Below are 15,636 nucleotides of genomic sequence, written 5' to 3'. Positions count from 1 at the left end.
CCTTCAGCGCGAGACTTGGTTGTTGGGGGCACGCTTGGCGTTAAAGCTTTTGTCGAAGCCCTGTGACACGTCGATGTGTTTGGTCAGCAGGCCTTCTTTTTGGTAGGTGTCGGCGGTGGTTTGCAGGCCACTGATCACGCTGTCATCGATCAACACCGGGCTCAGACGGGTTTCCTTGGCCACGGCCACATGCACGGCCAGTGGCAGGCCGGTGATTTTGGTCTGGGCGGCGGCGTATTCGTTGGGGTGCGTATTGGCCCAGGCGTAGGCGCGATCGACGCGCGCGACAAAGTCGTCCAGCTGCGTGCGCTTGTCGGCAATGGCCTGGCTGGTGGCCGCGAGGTACAGGTGGTTGCTCAACAGCGTGTGGCCACTGGCGATGATTCGCGCCTGGCTTTGGGAGGTCACCACGGTGGTGTAAGGGTCCCAGGTCGCCCAGGCATCGGCGGTGCCGTTATCCAACACCAAGCGGGATTCGGCGGGCAACAAGAAGATGAACTGCACATCCTGGCTGGTCAGACCCGCGCTGGCCAACGCCTTGATCGCCAGGTAATGCCCGATGGAGCCACGCCCGGTGACGATTTTCTTACCCTTGAGGTCGGCGGCCGTCTTGATCGGCGAGTCCTTGGGTACCAGCAGCGCGGTGGTGTTGCGCCCTTCGGCGTGGATGATGCTGACCACTTTTAAGGAAGCCCCGGCGCCCAGCGCGAACACGTAAGGCGCATCGCCCAAGGCACCGACATCCACCGCGCCGGCATTCAGGGCTTCGCCCAGGGGCGAGGCGGAGGGGAACTCCGACCACTGGATGGCATAGGGCACGTCTTTGGTTTCGCCGGACACTTCCAGCAGCGTCTTGATCGTCGATTTCTGATTGGCCACCCGCAGTGGTTGCAGGTCGGCGGCGTGGGCGCTGGTGGCCAGGCCAAGGGCCAGGGCAGTACCCAGGAACAGGCGCTTGAAGGGGGTGGTAAAGACCATGGGATAGAGGCTCCAGGCAGATCAAAAAAGGTGTGGGTTACCTCCGCCTGGAAAGGGGTCGGTGAAGCCTGCCCCCATTCAGAGGCAGGTGTGTTGGATGATCAGATCACGTAGAACCCATGGGTCCCATCACGGGCCAACTGGGCAACCAAACCGAACTCCCAATCCAGATATGCCTGCATGGCTTCCTTGGGGTTGTCGGTGCCTTCGTACGGACGGCGGTAGCGGTCGATCCGTGGTGAGGCCAGGTGGGTTTCGCCTTCCTCCAGGGGCAATTTCGCGTTGATCCAGCCTGCCGTGCCGTCTTGCAGCAGGAACACTTGCTTGCCGGTGATGGCTTCAACTTCGGCCACCGCCAGGCGCGCCAGTTGGCTGCTGCCGCAGGTCAGCACGTAGCGCTCGGCGGTCGGCACTTTGGCGAGGGCCTGTGGCAGTTGCGCGCGCAGGGCCCACCAGGCGCCGGGGATGTGGCGTTTGACGTAGTTGGCGCTGGCGGTGAAGTCCAGCACCACGGTGTCGCCGTGGGCCAGCCAGTCGGCGAGGGTGTGGGGGCTGATCAGTTCGGCTTGGGGCGGCGTGGGCACCGGGGCGACCCAGACGCCTTTTTCGCTGAAGTGCGCCGCTTGCAGGTCGTCCAGCACGTGCACGTCCCAGCCCAGTTGGGCGAGCCAGGACGCGGACATGTTGGCGCGCACGCCGTCGTCATCCGCCAGCACCAGGCGTGCGCCGCGTACGCTGGCCACGTGATCGGTTTCCTGGACCAATTGGCCGCCGGGGGTGGAGCGCGCGCCGGGCAGGTGACCGGCTTCGAATTCTTCCGGGTTGCGCACATCGAACAGGTAGGTGGTGCGAGTGGTTTCCTGCTGCCAGGCGTGCAGATCGTCCAGGGTGGCACGGCCGACGCGGGCCTTGTCGGCGACGCGGCGTGCCTCGATGGCGGCGACCTGGCGATGTTCTTCCGAGGTCGGGGCAAAGCGTCGCGCCTGGCCGTGGGCGAGTGTTTGCCCGGCCAGGGTCCAGCCGATGGTGCCATTGCGCAGTGCGGATACCGGGTTGGCCACGCCCGCATTGATCAGCGACTGGGTACCGATGATGCTGCGGGTGCGTCCGGCGCAGTTGACGATAATGCGCGTGGCCGGATCCGGCGCCAGTTCACGGGCGCGCAGCACCAGTTCGGCACCGGGCACGCTGATGCTGGTGGGAATGCTCATGGTTTGGTATTCGTCGAAGCGGCGGGCGTCGAGCACCACCACGTCGGCGTGGCTGTCGAGCAGGGCCTGCACTTCTTCGGCGGCCAGGGACGGCGTGTGACGCTCGCTCTCTACCAGTTCGCCAAAGGCTTTGCTCGGCACGTTCACGTCAATAAACAGCTCGCCACCGGCGCTGCGCCAGCCATTGAGGCCCCCTTCGAGCAGGCTGACCTGGGTGTAGCCCAACGCAATCAGGCGCTCGGCGGCGCGGCTGGCCAGACCTTCGCCGTTGTCGTAGACGGTGACCTGGGTATCACGCCGTGGAATGCGCGAATACACCTCCAGCTCCAGCTTGGACAGCGGGATATTCGCCGCGAACAGCGGGTGGGATTCAGCAAACGGCGCTTCTTCGCGCACGTCGATCAGGGCGACTTCTGCATGGTCCAACAGGGCCTGGCGAATCTGGGCGAAATTGCGGGTCGGTACGGTGCTCATAGGGCAGGGCTCTTTTCTTTGGACAAATCCCAGATGTTCGGGAGGAAGGCGTTGGAATAACCGGAGATAAACAGTTTCTCGCTGCCGTCGGGCTGGTACACCGCACGGCGTACCGCACCGATATTGGCGCCGTACACGTGAATGCTGATGGACACTTGGTCGCTGTGGGCGTTGCTGACCTGATGAATGTCGCCGACCTTGGGCGATACGGCTTCGACCTGGCCCGGCACCAGCTTAATAGGCTTGCCTTCGGCGACCAGGCTGCCGTCGGGGGCGCGTTCAAATCCTTGGGAAAACTCCGCGCCGCGCAACATGCCGATCAGCCCCCACACCCGGTGGTCATGAATCGGCGTGGTCTGCCCCGGACCCCAGACAAAACTGACGACGCTGAAGCGCTGGCGCGAATCGGCGTGCAGCAAAAATTGCTGGTAGCGCTCGGGGTTGGGTTGGGCGAATTCGTCGGGGAGCCAGTCATCATGGCTGACCAGTTGCGCGAGCAGCTTGCCGCCACGGTGCAACAGGTCGCCTTCGCGCGGATTGCCGTCGATCAGTTCCGCCAGGGCGCCAATGAAGGCTCTGAGTCTCTCGGGGTGTCGGGCCTGGGTCATGGCAATTCCATCAGTCGGTGTTGATGGGTTTATCTAAGCATAATGTTTATAGTTAATATGCTATTTTTTAATGATTAGCTTATAGCTGAAGGTAATTTAGAACCGGCGTGTATAGCGTTAGACGTTATCGATCACAGCGTGGGCTATTCAGATAACGTTCCTGCAACTATGCTTCGCGGACATCTTAATGACTGTTCTCTATGTGCGGCCCAAATGAAAATTGACGATATCGATGCCTTTGTCGAAGTGATTCGTTGCCAGTCCATCAGCCATGCCGCCGAGTCGTTGCAACTGACCCAGCCGGCCATTACTCGCCGCGTGCAGAACTTCGAGCAGGCGCTGGGGGTGGAGCTGTTTGACCGCAATACCAAGCCCCTCAAACCGACGTTGATCGGTACCCGCGTGTATGAACAATGCCGGTTGATCCTGCGCGAGATGGATGCCTTGCGTGAGCTGGTAGCCACCGACGCACCCCCCTCCGGCGTACTGCGCCTGGGCGTGCCGCAGACCATCGGCGATGTAGTGCTGCTGGACGCGCTGAAGCTGCTGCGCACTGAGTACCCCGAACTGCGCGCCCAGGTCGCGACCGGATGGGGCAGCCAGTTGGTCGGCAAGATTGAACGGGGCGAACTGGACGCGGCGGCGGCGTTGTTCCCGGCAGGCAAGATCTTCCCGGATAACATCGTTGGCGAGTCTATCGGCAAGATGGAGTTGGTGGTGGTGTGCGCCAAGGCGCAGTTGCCGAAAAAACCCTGCAAGCTGGCGGATGTGTACCAGAACGGGTGGATTCTTAACCCGGATGGCTGCGGGTTCCGTGCCGGGTTGCAACGCACTTTGTCCGATCAGGGCTTGGCGCTGCGGGTCAACCTGGAAACCTTCGGCACTGAATTGCAATTGGGTCTGGTCGCCGATGGCCTGGGCTTGGGCCTGGTGCCGCGTCCCTTGCTGGAGCGCAGCGCTCACCGCGAACAATTGGCGGTAATGCCGCTCAAGGACTTCAAACCGGTGATGGACCTTTGGCTCATCTACCCGCATTTCCTCGGCAACCTGCAAGGGCCGGTGGATGCGTTTGGCAAATGGGTGGCGGCGTCGTTGCACAAGATTCGGGATGCGGCTTGATATGAAAAAAAATAATAATTAGCTTAGATTAAAATGTGCTTTTTATTATTTTTGAGCATCCCCTAGGCTTGCCTGGAAGTCCTTAAGGCCATCCAGGAAGTTTTGCCATGAGCAGCGTCACCTCGATTTCCAGCGTCTCCAACAACGTTCGTCAACGCGTCACGCCAGAAGAGTGGGAAGTGCGCGTGAAACTGGCCGCCGCCTACCGCCTGGCGGCCTTGTACAAGTGGACCGATCACATTTACACCCACTTCTCCGCCCGTGTACCGGGCCCGGAGGAGCATTTCCTGATCAATGCCTTCGGCCTGTTGTTCGATGAAATCAACGCCTCCAACCTGGTCAAGGTCGACCTCGACGGCACGATCGTCGACGACCCCACCGGTCTGGGTATCAACTACGCCGGCTACGTGATCCACAGCGCCATCCACGGCGCGCGCCATGACTTGCAAGCGGTGCTGCACACCCATACTCGCGATGGCATTGCGGTGTCCGCGCAGAAGGACGGCTTGTTGCCGATTTCCCAACACTCCATCGCCTTTTCCGGGCGAGTGGCCTACCACGGCTATGAAGGCATCGCCCTCGACCTGGACGAGCGTGAGCGGTTGGTGGCGGATCTGGGCGACAAGAGCGTGATGATCCTGCGCAACCACGGGCTGTTGACGGCGGGTATCAGCGTCGAACATGCCTTCCAGCAGCTGCAAGGGTTGGAGCGTGCGTGCAATATTCAGATCGCGGCGCAAGCGGCGGGGAATGCTGAGCTGGTCTTTCCGCCACAGGAGGTAGTGGCGAAGGTTGAAGAACAGGCCAAGGCGCATAGCAGCGGCGAGGGGCCGGGCGTGGCGCGGCATTGGAATGCGCTGATTCGGCAGTTGGAACGCAGCGATACCGACTACAAGAACTGATCCTGAGCTTAATGAAGATAGGCAGGTGGGAGAGGGCGAGTCGAATCATCGCACCGCCCCTCCCACATTGGTTTTGCCGTGTTCTGGCTTACGCGACCTGTTTGGCCTGCTCGCGTTCTGCAATCAGTTGGCGGGTGAGGGGGATCAACCGCTTGCCGTAGTCGATCGCATCATTGAGCGGATCAAACCCACGGATCAGGAAGGTGGTGATGCCAAGGTCGTAGTAATCCACCAGCGCTTCAGCCACTTGTTCGGCGGTGCCCACCAACGAGGTTGAGTTCCCTTGGGCGCCCAGCAACCCCGCAATCCCCGTCCACAAACGCTTGTCCAGCCGGGAACCCTGTGCCGCCGCTGCGAGTAGGCGACGCGAGCCTTCATTCGGCGGTTCACGCCGCACAAATCCATTCTTCTCTGCCAACTCGGTGGCCTGTTGCAAGATGCTGTCAGCGCGTGCCCACGCCAGCTCTTCGGTCTCGGCGAGGATCGGTCGCAGCGACAGGCTGAAGCGAATCGTGCGTCCATGCTTGGCTGCTTCGGCCCGGACCTGAGTCACGATCTCGCGCACTTGCTCGTAGGTTTCGCCCCACAGTGCGTACACGTCGGCATGTTTGCCCGCCACTTCAATCGCGGCCTGGGAAGACCCTCCGAAGTACAGTGGGATATGCGGTTGCTGCGGCGACTTCACGGTGGAGTGCGCGCCTTCGACCTGGTAGTAGGTGCCGGTGAAATCGAAGGGCTGTTCGCTGGTCCATTCCTGTCGCACCACACTCAGGTATTCGTCGGTCCGTGCGTAGCGTTCGTCCTTGCCGATATGGCTGCCATCGGCGCGCAGTTCGCGGTCGTCGCCACCGGTGATGATATGCACGGCGGTGCGCCCGCCGTTGAACACATCCAACGTGGCGAACTGGCGCGCGGCGAGGGTGGGTTGTGCAAACCCGGGGCGGTGGGCGATCAGGAATTGCAGTTTGCGGGTGACGCTGGCGGCATGGGAGGCGATCAGCGTGCTGTCCGGGCTGTTGGAGTGGAAGGCCACCAGGGCGCGGTCGAAGCCAGCCTCTTCGTGGGCGCGGGCCACGGTTTCCACGTAGTCCGGTTGCAGGGTCGGGCCGCTGCGTGGATGAATTTCGGATGCATGGTGGCCGCCGATATAGCCGATGAATTCGATGCTCATGGTCTGTCCTTGTCGAGTAGGGAGTGTGTACCTCCGCCGGGCAGGGGGTCGGTCATGCTCGTCCAAGGTAGGGGCCGCGACGGCCGCTGTAAAATGCCGTTTGGTTCTAACCTAATTATTAAAAAATAGAATTATTTTGTGGTTTTATATCAGTAAATAGCATTATCTGAGTCGGCAGTGATGCAAGCCCAAATGTTTGCGAGTTGAGTGCACTTTCCAATAGGCGAAAAAAAACCGGCTGATCAGGCCGGTTTGGGGGTGCCCTCGAACAGGGCGGGTTATGCGTGGTTTTCCATCAGACGATCCGAGCCACCTTCAGCTACGCGGTTTTCCATCAGACGATCCGAGCCACCTTCAGCTACGCGGTTTTCCATCAGACGGTCCGAGCCACCTTCAGCTACGCGGTTTTCCATCAGACGGTCCGAGCCACCTTCAGCTACGCGGTTTTCCATCAGACGATCCGAACCACCTTCAGCTACGCGGTTTTCCAGAAGACGATCCGAGCCACCTTCGGCAACACGGTTTTCGATCAGTCGATCCGAACCGCTTTCAGCAACACGGTTTTCGATCAGGCGATCTGCACCGCCTTCAGCAACTACAGGGTGGGCAAATGCGTTTGCAGCGAGTACCGAGAAAGCGAGGCTAAGCAAGATTTGGCGTTTCATGATGGTGTGCTCCGAGTGTTTTAGTTTGGGTGTTGCCTGGTATGGGTTTGATGTTACGCGTTGCATTTTTTAAGAGAACTTCATTGCGCTGATGGTGACTATCGATGCCAGCGATGGACCGTTTGCAACGGCCATCGCCCGGCTGATCAAGGCATTTGCGGCAGTTCCTGAGGTCGCAGGTCGAACACCAGCACCTCGGCGTCCTGACCTTGACTCACGTGGATGCGCTGCTCATCACGCACTCGAGCACCGTCACCTTCCTGCAAGCGCTGGCCGTTGATCTCCACGCTGCCCCGGGCCACATGGATGTACACGTGGCGATCCGGCGGCAGGTCAAGGGTTGTGGCTTCGTCACCGTTGAACAGCCCGGCGTACACCCTGGCGTCCTGGCGTACGCTCAGGGAACCGTCGGCGCCGTCCGGCGAGATGATCAACTGCAGGCGCCCACGCTTTTGTGCCTCGCTGAAGTGCTCCTGTTGATAGCGCGGTTCGGCACCGGCCACGGCGGGCACGATCCAGATTTGCAGGAAATGCACCCCACGGTTTTGGCTGTGGTTGAACTCGCTGTGGGCCACGCCGCTGCCGGCGCTCATCAATTGCACATCGCCAGGGCGGATCACCGAGCCAGTGCCCAGGGTGTCCTTGTGCTCCAGGGCGCCTTCGAGCACATAAGAGAAAATCTCCATGTCACGGTGCGGGTGCTGGCCGAAGCCTTTGCCGGCGGCGACGCGATCATCGTTGATCACCAGAAGGTCGGAAAAACCCTGCTCGTTGGGGTTCCAGTAGTTGGCGAACGAGAAGGTGTGGAACGACTTCAACCAACCGTGATTGGCGGCGCCGCGTTCGGAAGCTTTGCGAAGGGTCAGCATGGTGGTGTCCTCAAGTGGGCGCTGGCTGCGAGATGCAGGGCGCTTGCGTTGAGAAGAAGGTTACTGGTTACTGAAATATTCATTAAGAAGCTGAAATCTGAATAACTGTCCCTCTCAGATTGACAGTGAAAGGCATGCCATAATGCCTCCCGCTTTCTTCCCCTCGATGGATGCCTTCTGTATGAAAACCGTGGCCATGGCGCTGTTCCCGGACTTCCTCTTGCTCGACATGGCCGGGCCGCTTGAAGTGTTTTCCATCGCCAACCGCTACCTGCCGGCGGCGGCGCATTATCAGATCCTTACTGTTGGTACCGAACCAGGCCCACTGCGCGCATCCAACGGCGTAATGGTGCAGACCGACCTGTTGCTGGAGCAGGCCGACGGTGCCTATGACCTCTTGCTGGTGCCCGGTGGCCCCGGTGCCTACAACGAATGCCATCCGGCGCTGCTGCCCTGGCTAAAAGCAGCGGCGCCACGGGCACGGCGCTTTGGCTCGATCTGCACGGGCGCCTTTGTGCTCGGGCACGCCGGGCTGTTGGACGAGCACCGCGTGACCACTCACTGGCATTACACCGAGCGGCTGATCAAGGCGTTCCCCAACGCCATCGTCGAGACCGACCGTATCTATCTGCAGGACGGGCGGTTGATTACCTCGGGCGGGGTCACGGCCGGTATCGACCTGGCGTTGTCCATCGTTGCACAGGACCATGGCAAGCAGGTGGCGGTGGATGTGGCCAAGGTGCTGTTGGTGGTGATGAAACGCCAGGGCGGCCAGGCCCAATTCAGCCCGATGACCGCGGCCGTGGCGCCCCAGGAAACCGCGATTACCCGCGTGCAGAACCATGTTCTCGCGCACCTGGAGCAGCCGTTCACCATCGAGTCCATGGCCGAGTTGGCCGGCATGAGTGCGCGCCACTTTGCCCGGTTGTTTGCCAAGGATGTGCAGATGACGCCCATGGCCTTCCTGCAAGGCGCGCGCATCGACCGTGCTCGGCAATTGCTGGAAACCACCGATCTGCCGCTCAAGACCGTGGCGTTCCACGCAGGCTTTGGCAGCGTGCGGCACATGCGCTTTTTATTCAGTGAAAAGCTCGGTCTCAACCCTACCCAATACCGACAGCAGTTCAGTTAACGACAGGATGTCCGTCTCGCACACCCGATTGTCCGTATCGCTCCCCGTGCCAGCATTGTCCTGTCATGGGTAGCTGGCAAGAATAGCGTCGAGCCCACGGAAAAGGATGCGCGAACGCCCAAGGCCGGGTGTTTCAGCGCGATTGCAGACATGAACGACCCTCAGGCGATTGACGCGGATAGCACGGTGCGCTTCGGTGCCTATGCCTTTCACCGGCAGCAGCGACTGGTCAGCAAGGCGGGTTGGCCGGTGCCGTTGGGCGGGCGGGCGCTGGATATCCTCGCGATGCTGCTGGAAGCGCCTGGGCAATTTTTCAGCAAGGCCACCCTGATCGAGCGGGTCTGGCCGAATAGCGTGGTGGAAGAGAACAACCTGCGGGTGCACATCGCCGCGCTGCGCCGTGCCCTCGACGGGCAACGGTTTATCCTCAATGACCTCCAGCGCGGCTACTGCTTCGCTGCGCCCGTGCAAGGCGTGGCCGCAGCGGTGCTGCCTAGGCACAACCTGGCCACGCGGCTCAGCCCGGTGATTGGCCGTGATGAACTGCTGGGCGTGCTGGTACGGCGTTTGTCCGGGCAGCGGCTGATGACCCTCACCGGATGCGCCGGCGTGGGCAAGAGCACCTTGGCCCTGGCCCTGGCCGAGCGCGTGTTGCCGCGCTACCGCGACGGTGTGTGGTGGGTCGACCTGGCCACCGTCGAGGCGCCGCTGATGATGCTGCGCCACCTGGCCACGGTCCTGCATCTCGAGCCCAGCGGCAGCGCCACTGAACTGTGCCGTCAATTGGCTTCCCGACAATTATTGCTGGTACTTGATGGCGCCGATCTGCTGCTTGGCGCCTGTCGACATCTGCTGCGTGTGCTTAGCGAACACGCGCCCCGGATCAGTGTGCTCGTCAGTAGCCGTGAAGCCTTGCGTGCCCCGGGCGAATGGGTGTTGCGCGTGCCCCAGTTGGCGCTTCCAGCTCCGTCGGTGTTGGGCAGCGTTGAACAGGCGATGGTGAGTCCGGCGGTGCAGTTGTTTGTTGCACGGGTGCGTGCCAGCCAGCAGGGGTTTGTGTTGCGGCCCCAGGACTTGGCACCGCTGCGTGATATCTGCCGGCGCCTCGACGGTATTCCTCTGGCTCTCGAACTGGCCGCCGCCCAAGTGGACGCCCTTGGCGTCCGTGGTGTGCAGGCGCAAGTGTGCAGGGGCTTGCAGATCCTCACGCGGGGGCGCCGCACAGCGGTTGAGCGCCACCAATCCCTCAGCGCCGCACTGGATTGGACCTACCAGCGCTTGAGCTTGCCGGAACGCTGGCTGTTCCTGCAGATGAGCCTGTTCAAAATGGCGGTGACTTTGCCCACCTTGAGTGAGCTGGTGGTCGGCACGGAGCTGGAGCATGCCGACCTGTCTTACTTGTTGAGTCGGCTGGTCGACACCTCACTGCTGAACCTTGAGCCCGGCCCAGGTTATCCGCGCTATCGCCTGCTCAACAGTGTGCGCAGCTACGCCTTGGCACTTCTGCGCGACCCGCAGCAGGTAGCACGCTTGCAACAGGGCTATGGGCATTACCTGGGGCCGTTTTCAGGCCGGCCGTTTGTCTTGCAACTCGTCGAGCAGGCGGCGCACGCGGATTAGATCCTGGGTGGCGAAGCCTTCGGTAAACCGCTCATAGACTGAACCCAGCAGGTCGCGCGCGGCCTGCACACGAGCTTGCTTGTGCCACAGCCGCGCCAAGCTGTCTGCGCATCGTAACTCCCAGGCCAGCGCGCCTTGCTGGTGCGCCAGGCCCAGGGCTTCGAGCAACAGGCTTTCGGCTGATTGGGCATCGGGCATGGCCTCGGCGCGCACGCGCAGAATCTCCGGTGTGCACCAGCCGGCCGCACCGCTTCGGGCGCGTTCGAACAGGGCGTCATCCACTGCGATGGCGTTGAAGGTCACCAGGATGTCCTCGACCAGGCCCAACCCTTGTACTTCGGCAATCTGCGCCGTGCCTTCGTAGCATTGCGCCCAGGTGTGGAACAACTGCACTGAATGTTTTTGCGCCTGCTGCAACAGCAGGTCCAAATGATCGCGGGCCGCAAGCGTATCGCCGTTGTACTGAGCGATCACCACCCCAGCCAGGGCCAGGGTGTAGCAGATCGACGTGCCGTGGTTGATCTGCAACGCCAGCGCCAGTGCCTGGCTTGCAGTGCGCCACGCGCGTTCAGGGAAACCGCGCAGCCACAGGATGCGCGCGAGGATGGTCAGCGAAGCCACGCTTTGGTCGTACTGCACGCCAAAGCCATGGGTAAACCGGTTGAGATGGCCGCTCTGGGCCATGCGCTGGATCACCTGTTCGGCATTGTGCTGCGCCAGCACCTGATTGCCGGCGAAGTGCTGCGCCAGTACTCGCAGGCGTTGGGCGCTGAGGGCCAGCAACGACTCGGTGTGTGGCCCCAACTGGTCGAAATGCAGGCTTTGCTTCAACGCCTCACGGTAGTTGCCGCTGCACAGGCTGACCGCCATTTGCCCCGACACTGCACGCAGTTGGCCGGGCAGGTTTTTGTCAGCTTCGGCCAGGCGTCGTGCGCAGGCAAAGGCGTCTATGGTCTGCGGCGTACTGCCCTGGGCGTGATAGGAGAAACTGCCGAAGGCCAACTGCAATGCCATGTGCAAGCGCTGGCTCGGCGCACTCGATTGCCCCAGTCGCGCCAGGGCCTTGCTCACGTAGAGGCCGTGTTCGCGCAGCAGCGACAGCTCCTGCCACAACGGCATGGCGCTGACGGTGAGGCGAATGCCCAGCACGTGCACACCCTGGTCGCCCAGGCCCCAGTCGAGGGCGGCACGGATGTCTTCGCGCAGCGGGGCATAGCGGTCGATCCACGGCTGGGTAGCGATCTGCTCCCAATCTTCCTGCGCCTGGTCCATCAGCGCCAGGCAGCGGTTGGCGTGGTGTTCACGGGTGGTATCAAGCTCGTCGGCGACACTGAGTTTTTCCAGGGCGTAGGTGCGGGTGATGTCCAGCAGGCGGTAGACCATCTCGTCATCGCCGGGCTCCACATTGAGCAAGGATTTGGCGACCAGTTGAGTGATCGAGCCCAGCACCTCGGTCGGTGCGATCTGTTCTCCGGCAATCACCGCCGCCGCGCTGGCCAGGCTGAAACCACCCCGGAACACGGCGAGACGGCGCAGGCAGATTTGCTCGCACGTCGTGAGCAGGTCGAAGCTCCAATCCAGGGTCGCGCGCAAGGTTTGATGCCGGGGCAGGGCACTGCGCCGGCCACGGGTGAGCAGGCGGAAATTGTCTTCCATCTGCACCAGCAACCCCGGCAGGCCGAAGCGCTCGATCTGCGCCGCCACCAATTCGATTGCCAGGGGAATACCGTCCAGGCGCTGGCAGATATCAATCGCCAGGGGCAGTTCGGCTTCGCTCAGTTCGAAGCTGTCCTGATGGGACATGGCGCGTTCGATCAGCAGTTGCAGGGCAGGATAGCCCAGGGCCTGGGCGCGGTTGCCGGTGGCGGGTGGGCAGGCCAGGGGTTCCAGGCGTTGCACCGATTCGCCTTCGGCGCGCAATGCTTCGCGGCTGGTGGCCAGGATGTGCAGTTTTGGGGCATGGCGCAGCAGGGTTTCGCTGATCAGCGCAATGTCGTCCAGCAAGTGCTCGCAGTTGTCGATCACCAGCAGCACCTGGCGCTCTTGCAGGCGGCGCGCGAAGGTGGCCAGCGGTTCGTGCTCGGTGTGGGTCAGGTCGAGCAGGGCGGCGAGGTTGGGCAGGATCATCGACGGCGCGCTGAGGGGCGCCAGGTCCAGCAGGCGGATACCGTCGCGGTAATGGCCGATCAGCAATTCCGCCACGCGCAACGCCACGGTGGTCTTGCCGATGCCGCCGGCGCCCGTCAGGGTGATAAAGCGTTGTTCGGGCAGGTGCTGCACCAGGCTGTCGATCAGCGCCTGGCGGCCGAGCATGCGGGTGCGGCGCAGCGGCAGGTTGTGGCAGGGGCGTTGGGGCGTGCCTTCTGTGGGTAGGCTCATCGGCTCGATGCTCAGTGGCGCAACAAAACTGTAGCCACGCTGGGCCACCGTAACGATATAGCGCTGCCCGGCCTGGCCATCGCCCAGCGCCTTGCGCAACGCCGCTATATGCACCCGCAGGTTGCCGTCCTCTACCACGCTTTTGGGCCAGACCCGAGCGATCAGCTCCTGCTTGCTCACCACATTACCGGCCTGCTCCAGCAGGATCAGCAGGATATCCACGGCCCGCCGCCCCAGGCGCAACGGACGACCAGCCTCCAGCACCAGGCGCTGGTGGGGATGGATACGGTACGGCCCGAAGTGCACGGCCTGATCGCGTTGGTCACTCATGGGTGGCCATGCTCTGGAGAAAGTAAGCGGCCAGCATATTCCAGGTGCTTGCAGACCACTAGGCAGCGATCTCTTGAGGCTTGTGACGCAGTTGGTGGTTTCGCCAGGTCATCGGATTGACACCCTCGCTGCGGGTGAACATATGGCAGAAATGTGCCTGGTCGCAGAACCCGCATTCCAAGCTGATCTGCGTCAGGCTCAGGGAAGACTGAGTGATCAGTTCCTTGGCCCGCTGGATGCGTTGCAGGCGTATCCATTCCTGGGGCGACAGCCCGGTGGTGCACTTGAATGCACGGGAGAAATGGCTGCGCGACAGCGCGCAGGCCTGGGCCAGGTCGGCAATCGCCAGGCTTTCGCCGAGGTTGGCGAGGATCAATTGCTTGGCGATACGCTCGCGCCGGGGGCATAGGCCGCCGGTAGCGGATAAGCGAGGAGCGCAGTGCTCAGTTCGGGCCATGACGGATATCCGCAGTCGATGGGAGCGTTCCCGGTGAATGGATGCAGTGTAGATGGCGTCAATCTTGTTGCCGTACCGTCTGGCTGACGAGTTAATCGTTGTTAATTTCGTCAGGTGCAGTCACGGAAAAGACAGCACAGACATGCAATCAACCCCTTGTTTTGCGTGCTTAGCTGGCAGTCTGCTAACCGTTTGGATACCGCCATGAACCGCAATGACCTGCGTCGCGTCGACATGAACCTGCTGGTGATTTTCGAAGCGTTGATGTTCGAGAAGAACCTGACCCGGGTCGCCGAAAAACTCTTCATGGGCCAACCGGCGGTAAGTGCGGCCTTAGGCCGGCTGCGCGACCTGTTCGACGACCCGTTGCTGCTGCGCAACGGGCGGGGCATGGAGCCCACGCCGCGCGCCCTGGCGATACTCAAGGAGCTGCAACCGGCTATGGACACCATTTCCGGCGCGGTCAGCCGCGCCAAGGATTTCGACCCTTCCACCAGCTGTGCGGTGTTCCGTATCGGCCTGTCCGACGACGCCGAATTTGGCTTGTTTCCGCCGTTGCTCAGTCAGCTTCGCGAAGAAGCCCCCGGCATCATCGTGGTGGTACGCCGCGCCAATTACTTGCTGATGTCCGCGCTGCTGGCCAGTGGCGAGATTTCGGTGGGGGTGAGCTACACCACTGAACTGCCGGCGAATGCCAAGCGCAAGAAACTGCGGGATATCCCGTGCAAGGTATTGCGTGGGGATGACGGGGTGGCGCCGCTGACGCTGGATGATTATTGCGAACGGCCCCATGCGATGGTGTCGTTCTCCGGGGATTTAAGCGGCAACATCGATTTGGACTTGGCCCGTATCGGCCGCGCGCGGCGGGTGGTGCTGGCGGTGCCGCAATTCAGCGGGTTGCGGGCGTTGTTGGCGGGAACGCAGATCATTGCGACGGTACCGGATTATGCGGCGTGTGCGTTGACCGAGGGCACCACGTTACGGGCAGAGGATCCGCCGTTTGCGATTGATGCGGCGGAGTTGTCGATGGTGTGGAGTGGGGTGCATGACAATGATCCGGCGGAGCGTTGGTTGAGATTGAGGATTGCCGAGCATATGGCGGGGGGAGTTGGTTGATTGAGTGCATATCCGTTGCTGCGGTAACGGCCGCCTATGGTTCCGCTCTTACAGCGGGTCACTTTTGTAAAGGCCGGAATGCCAGCCATCGTGGTTGACGGGGCGATTTCAGATCAAAAGCAAGAGCGCGGCGGCCTTAGAGGCGACCGGGTTCTTAAGCCGAACGCATTCCAAATGTGGGAGGGGGCTTGCTCCCGATGAGGGTGTGTCAGTTGATGCAGCTGTGACTGACCCACCCTCATCGGGAGCAAGCCCCCTCCCACAGTTTGATCTCCATAGATCAGACAGATAGGTCCTAGCCTGCTGTCCTGCTTTTGCTCTGCTTTTGCTCTGCTTTTGCTCTGCTTTTGCTCTGCTTTTGCTCTGCTTTTGCTCTGCTTTTGCTCTGCTTTTGCTCTGCTTTTGCTCTGCTTTTGCTCTGCTTTTGCTCTGCTTTTGCTCTGCTTTTGATGTGCTTTTGATCTGGCTCTTACATCCTTTTCGCTGACGAAGTCAGCGGTCTTTTGATCTGCGCTTTTGATCTTGATCTCAGGCGCCCCGTCAAACACGCTGGCCGAACGCAGGCTTGAATCCGTGGGTAACCCGGCAGGACGCCGGGTTAGCCG

General features: G+C 61.6%; 13 protein-coding genes. 5 read left to right on the top strand and 8 right to left on the bottom strand.

Going from position 1 to position 15,636, the window contains the following annotated elements:
• Window positions 1–3: 3 nt before the first annotated feature.
• The 3 genes from LRO94_RS16475 to LRO94_RS16465 form a co-directional block, all read right to left on the bottom strand.
• Window positions 4–978 (bottom strand): ABC transporter substrate-binding protein, encoded by a 975-nt coding sequence (locus tag LRO94_RS16475; protein ID WP_179178842.1) that lies wholly within the window; start codon window positions 976–978, stop codon window positions 4–6.
• Window positions 979–1,079: 101 nt separating this feature from the next.
• On the bottom strand, window positions 1,080–2,663 hold the full coding sequence (locus LRO94_RS16470; protein ID WP_179178843.1) for a rhodanese-related sulfurtransferase: 1,584 nt from the start codon (window positions 2,661–2,663) through the stop codon (window positions 1,080–1,082).
• The gene (locus LRO94_RS16465; RefSeq protein ID WP_032886597.1) at window positions 2,660–3,271 is read right to left on the bottom strand and encodes a cysteine dioxygenase family protein; all 612 of its coding nucleotides are present in this window, start codon (window positions 3,269–3,271) and stop codon (window positions 2,660–2,662) included. Before LRO94_RS16465 ends, LRO94_RS16470 begins: the two co-directional genes overlap by 4 nt.
• Window positions 3,272–3,484: 213 nt before the next feature.
• Between LRO94_RS16465 and LRO94_RS16460 the strand changes: the two genes are divergently transcribed.
• Both LRO94_RS16460 and LRO94_RS16455 read left to right on the top strand, forming a co-directional pair.
• Window positions 3,485–4,390 carry a LysR family transcriptional regulator gene (locus LRO94_RS16460; protein WP_032886595.1) on the top strand — a complete coding sequence of 302 codons (906 nt, stop codon included), beginning with the start codon at window positions 3,485–3,487 and terminating at the stop codon, window positions 4,388–4,390.
• Window positions 4,391–4,497: 107 nt separating this feature from the next.
• Entirely contained in the window at window positions 4,498–5,292 is a 795-nt protein-coding gene (locus LRO94_RS16455) for a class II aldolase/adducin family protein (RefSeq protein WP_032886594.1), read from the top strand.
• An 88-nt stretch (window positions 5,293–5,380) separates the two neighbouring features.
• Here the strand turns inward: LRO94_RS16455 and LRO94_RS16450 are convergent, their stop codons facing one another.
• From LRO94_RS16450 to LRO94_RS16440, 3 genes are all read right to left on the bottom strand, one after another.
• The gene (locus LRO94_RS16450) at window positions 5,381–6,463 is read right to left on the bottom strand and encodes an LLM class flavin-dependent oxidoreductase (protein ID WP_032886593.1); all 1,083 of its coding nucleotides are present in this window, start codon (window positions 6,461–6,463) and stop codon (window positions 5,381–5,383) included.
• A 278-nt stretch (window positions 6,464–6,741) separates the two neighbouring features.
• A complete protein-coding gene (locus LRO94_RS16445) occupies window positions 6,742–7,128 on the bottom strand; it encodes a hypothetical protein (RefSeq protein ID WP_179178844.1) in 387 nt (128 codons plus the stop codon).
• A 146-nt stretch (window positions 7,129–7,274) separates the two neighbouring features.
• Window positions 7,275–7,997, bottom strand: a complete 723-nt coding sequence (locus LRO94_RS16440; RefSeq protein WP_099602261.1) for a pirin family protein — start codon at window positions 7,995–7,997, stop codon at window positions 7,275–7,277.
• Window positions 7,998–8,178: 181 nt separating this feature from the next.
• Here LRO94_RS16440 and LRO94_RS16435 point away from each other — a divergent pair, with 181 nt between their 5' ends.
• Together LRO94_RS16435 and LRO94_RS16430 are read left to right on the top strand one after the other, a co-directional pair.
• Complete coding sequence (locus LRO94_RS16435; RefSeq protein WP_032886590.1) at window positions 8,179–9,129, top strand: GlxA family transcriptional regulator; 951 nt, start codon at window positions 8,179–8,181, stop codon at window positions 9,127–9,129.
• A gap of 150 nt (window positions 9,130–9,279) precedes the next feature.
• Window positions 9,280–10,749 carry a winged helix-turn-helix domain-containing protein gene (locus LRO94_RS16430; protein ID WP_032886589.1) on the top strand — a complete coding sequence of 490 codons (1,470 nt, stop codon included), beginning with the start codon at window positions 9,280–9,282 and terminating at the stop codon, window positions 10,747–10,749.
• On the opposite strand, the gene LRO94_RS16425 is transcribed toward LRO94_RS16430, so the two are convergent.
• Both LRO94_RS16425 and LRO94_RS16420 read right to left on the bottom strand, forming a co-directional pair.
• Window positions 10,696–13,458 (bottom strand): ATP-binding protein, encoded by a 2,763-nt coding sequence (locus tag LRO94_RS16425; RefSeq protein WP_179178845.1) that lies wholly within the window; start codon window positions 13,456–13,458, stop codon window positions 10,696–10,698. The two genes, LRO94_RS16430 and LRO94_RS16425, sit on opposite strands and share 54 nt — an antisense overlap.
• Before the next feature lie 58 nt (window positions 13,459–13,516).
• On the bottom strand, window positions 13,517–13,915 hold the full coding sequence (locus LRO94_RS16420) for a helix-turn-helix domain-containing protein (RefSeq protein WP_095184531.1): 399 nt from the start codon (window positions 13,913–13,915) through the stop codon (window positions 13,517–13,519).
• Between the two features lie 204 nt (window positions 13,916–14,119).
• Between LRO94_RS16420 and LRO94_RS16415 the strand changes: the two genes are divergently transcribed.
• Window positions 14,120–15,031: a LysR family transcriptional regulator gene (locus tag LRO94_RS16415; RefSeq protein WP_032886585.1), complete on the top strand. Its 912-nt coding sequence runs from the start codon at window positions 14,120–14,122 to the stop codon at window positions 15,029–15,031.
• Window positions 15,032–15,636 lie beyond the last annotated feature (605 nt).

Origin of the sequence: Pseudomonas sivasensis, from assembly GCF_021391435.1 — a bacterium.
Lineage (GTDB): Bacteria > Pseudomonadota > Gammaproteobacteria > Pseudomonadales > Pseudomonadaceae > Aquipseudomonas > Aquipseudomonas sivasensis.
Note: the sequence above shows the minus strand (reverse complement) of the source record. Positions and strands in the feature narration are given on the sequence as shown.

Coding starts and splice junctions, on each gene's coding strand:
- LRO94_RS16450 (WP_032886593.1), bottom strand. CDS start 6,463: ATGAGCATCGAATTCATCGGCTATATCGGCGGCCACCATGCATCCGAA.
- LRO94_RS16475 (WP_179178842.1), bottom strand. CDS start 978: ATGGTCTTTACCACCCCCTTCAAGCGCCTGTTCCTGGGTACTGCCCTG.
- LRO94_RS16470 (WP_179178843.1), bottom strand. CDS start 2,663: ATGAGCACCGTACCGACCCGCAATTTCGCCCAGATTCGCCAGGCCCTG.
- LRO94_RS16455 (WP_032886594.1), top strand. CDS start 4,498: ATGAGCAGCGTCACCTCGATTTCCAGCGTCTCCAACAACGTTCGTCAA.
- LRO94_RS16465 (WP_032886597.1), bottom strand. CDS start 3,271: ATGACCCAGGCCCGACACCCCGAGAGACTCAGAGCCTTCATTGGCGCC.
- LRO94_RS16430 (WP_032886589.1), top strand. CDS start 9,280: ATGAACGACCCTCAGGCGATTGACGCGGATAGCACGGTGCGCTTCGGT.
- LRO94_RS16420 (WP_095184531.1), bottom strand. CDS start 13,915: ATGGCCCGAACTGAGCACTGCGCTCCTCGCTTATCCGCTACCGGCGGC.
- LRO94_RS16445 (WP_179178844.1), bottom strand. CDS start 7,128: ATGAAACGCCAAATCTTGCTTAGCCTCGCTTTCTCGGTACTCGCTGCA.
- LRO94_RS16460 (WP_032886595.1), top strand. CDS start 3,485: ATGAAAATTGACGATATCGATGCCTTTGTCGAAGTGATTCGTTGCCAG.
- LRO94_RS16415 (WP_032886585.1), top strand. CDS start 14,120: ATGAACCGCAATGACCTGCGTCGCGTCGACATGAACCTGCTGGTGATT.
- LRO94_RS16440 (WP_099602261.1), bottom strand. CDS start 7,997: ATGCTGACCCTTCGCAAAGCTTCCGAACGCGGCGCCGCCAATCACGGT.
- LRO94_RS16435 (WP_032886590.1), top strand. CDS start 8,179: ATGAAAACCGTGGCCATGGCGCTGTTCCCGGACTTCCTCTTGCTCGAC.
- LRO94_RS16425 (WP_179178845.1), bottom strand. CDS start 13,458: ATGAGTGACCAACGCGATCAGGCCGTGCACTTCGGGCCGTACCGTATC.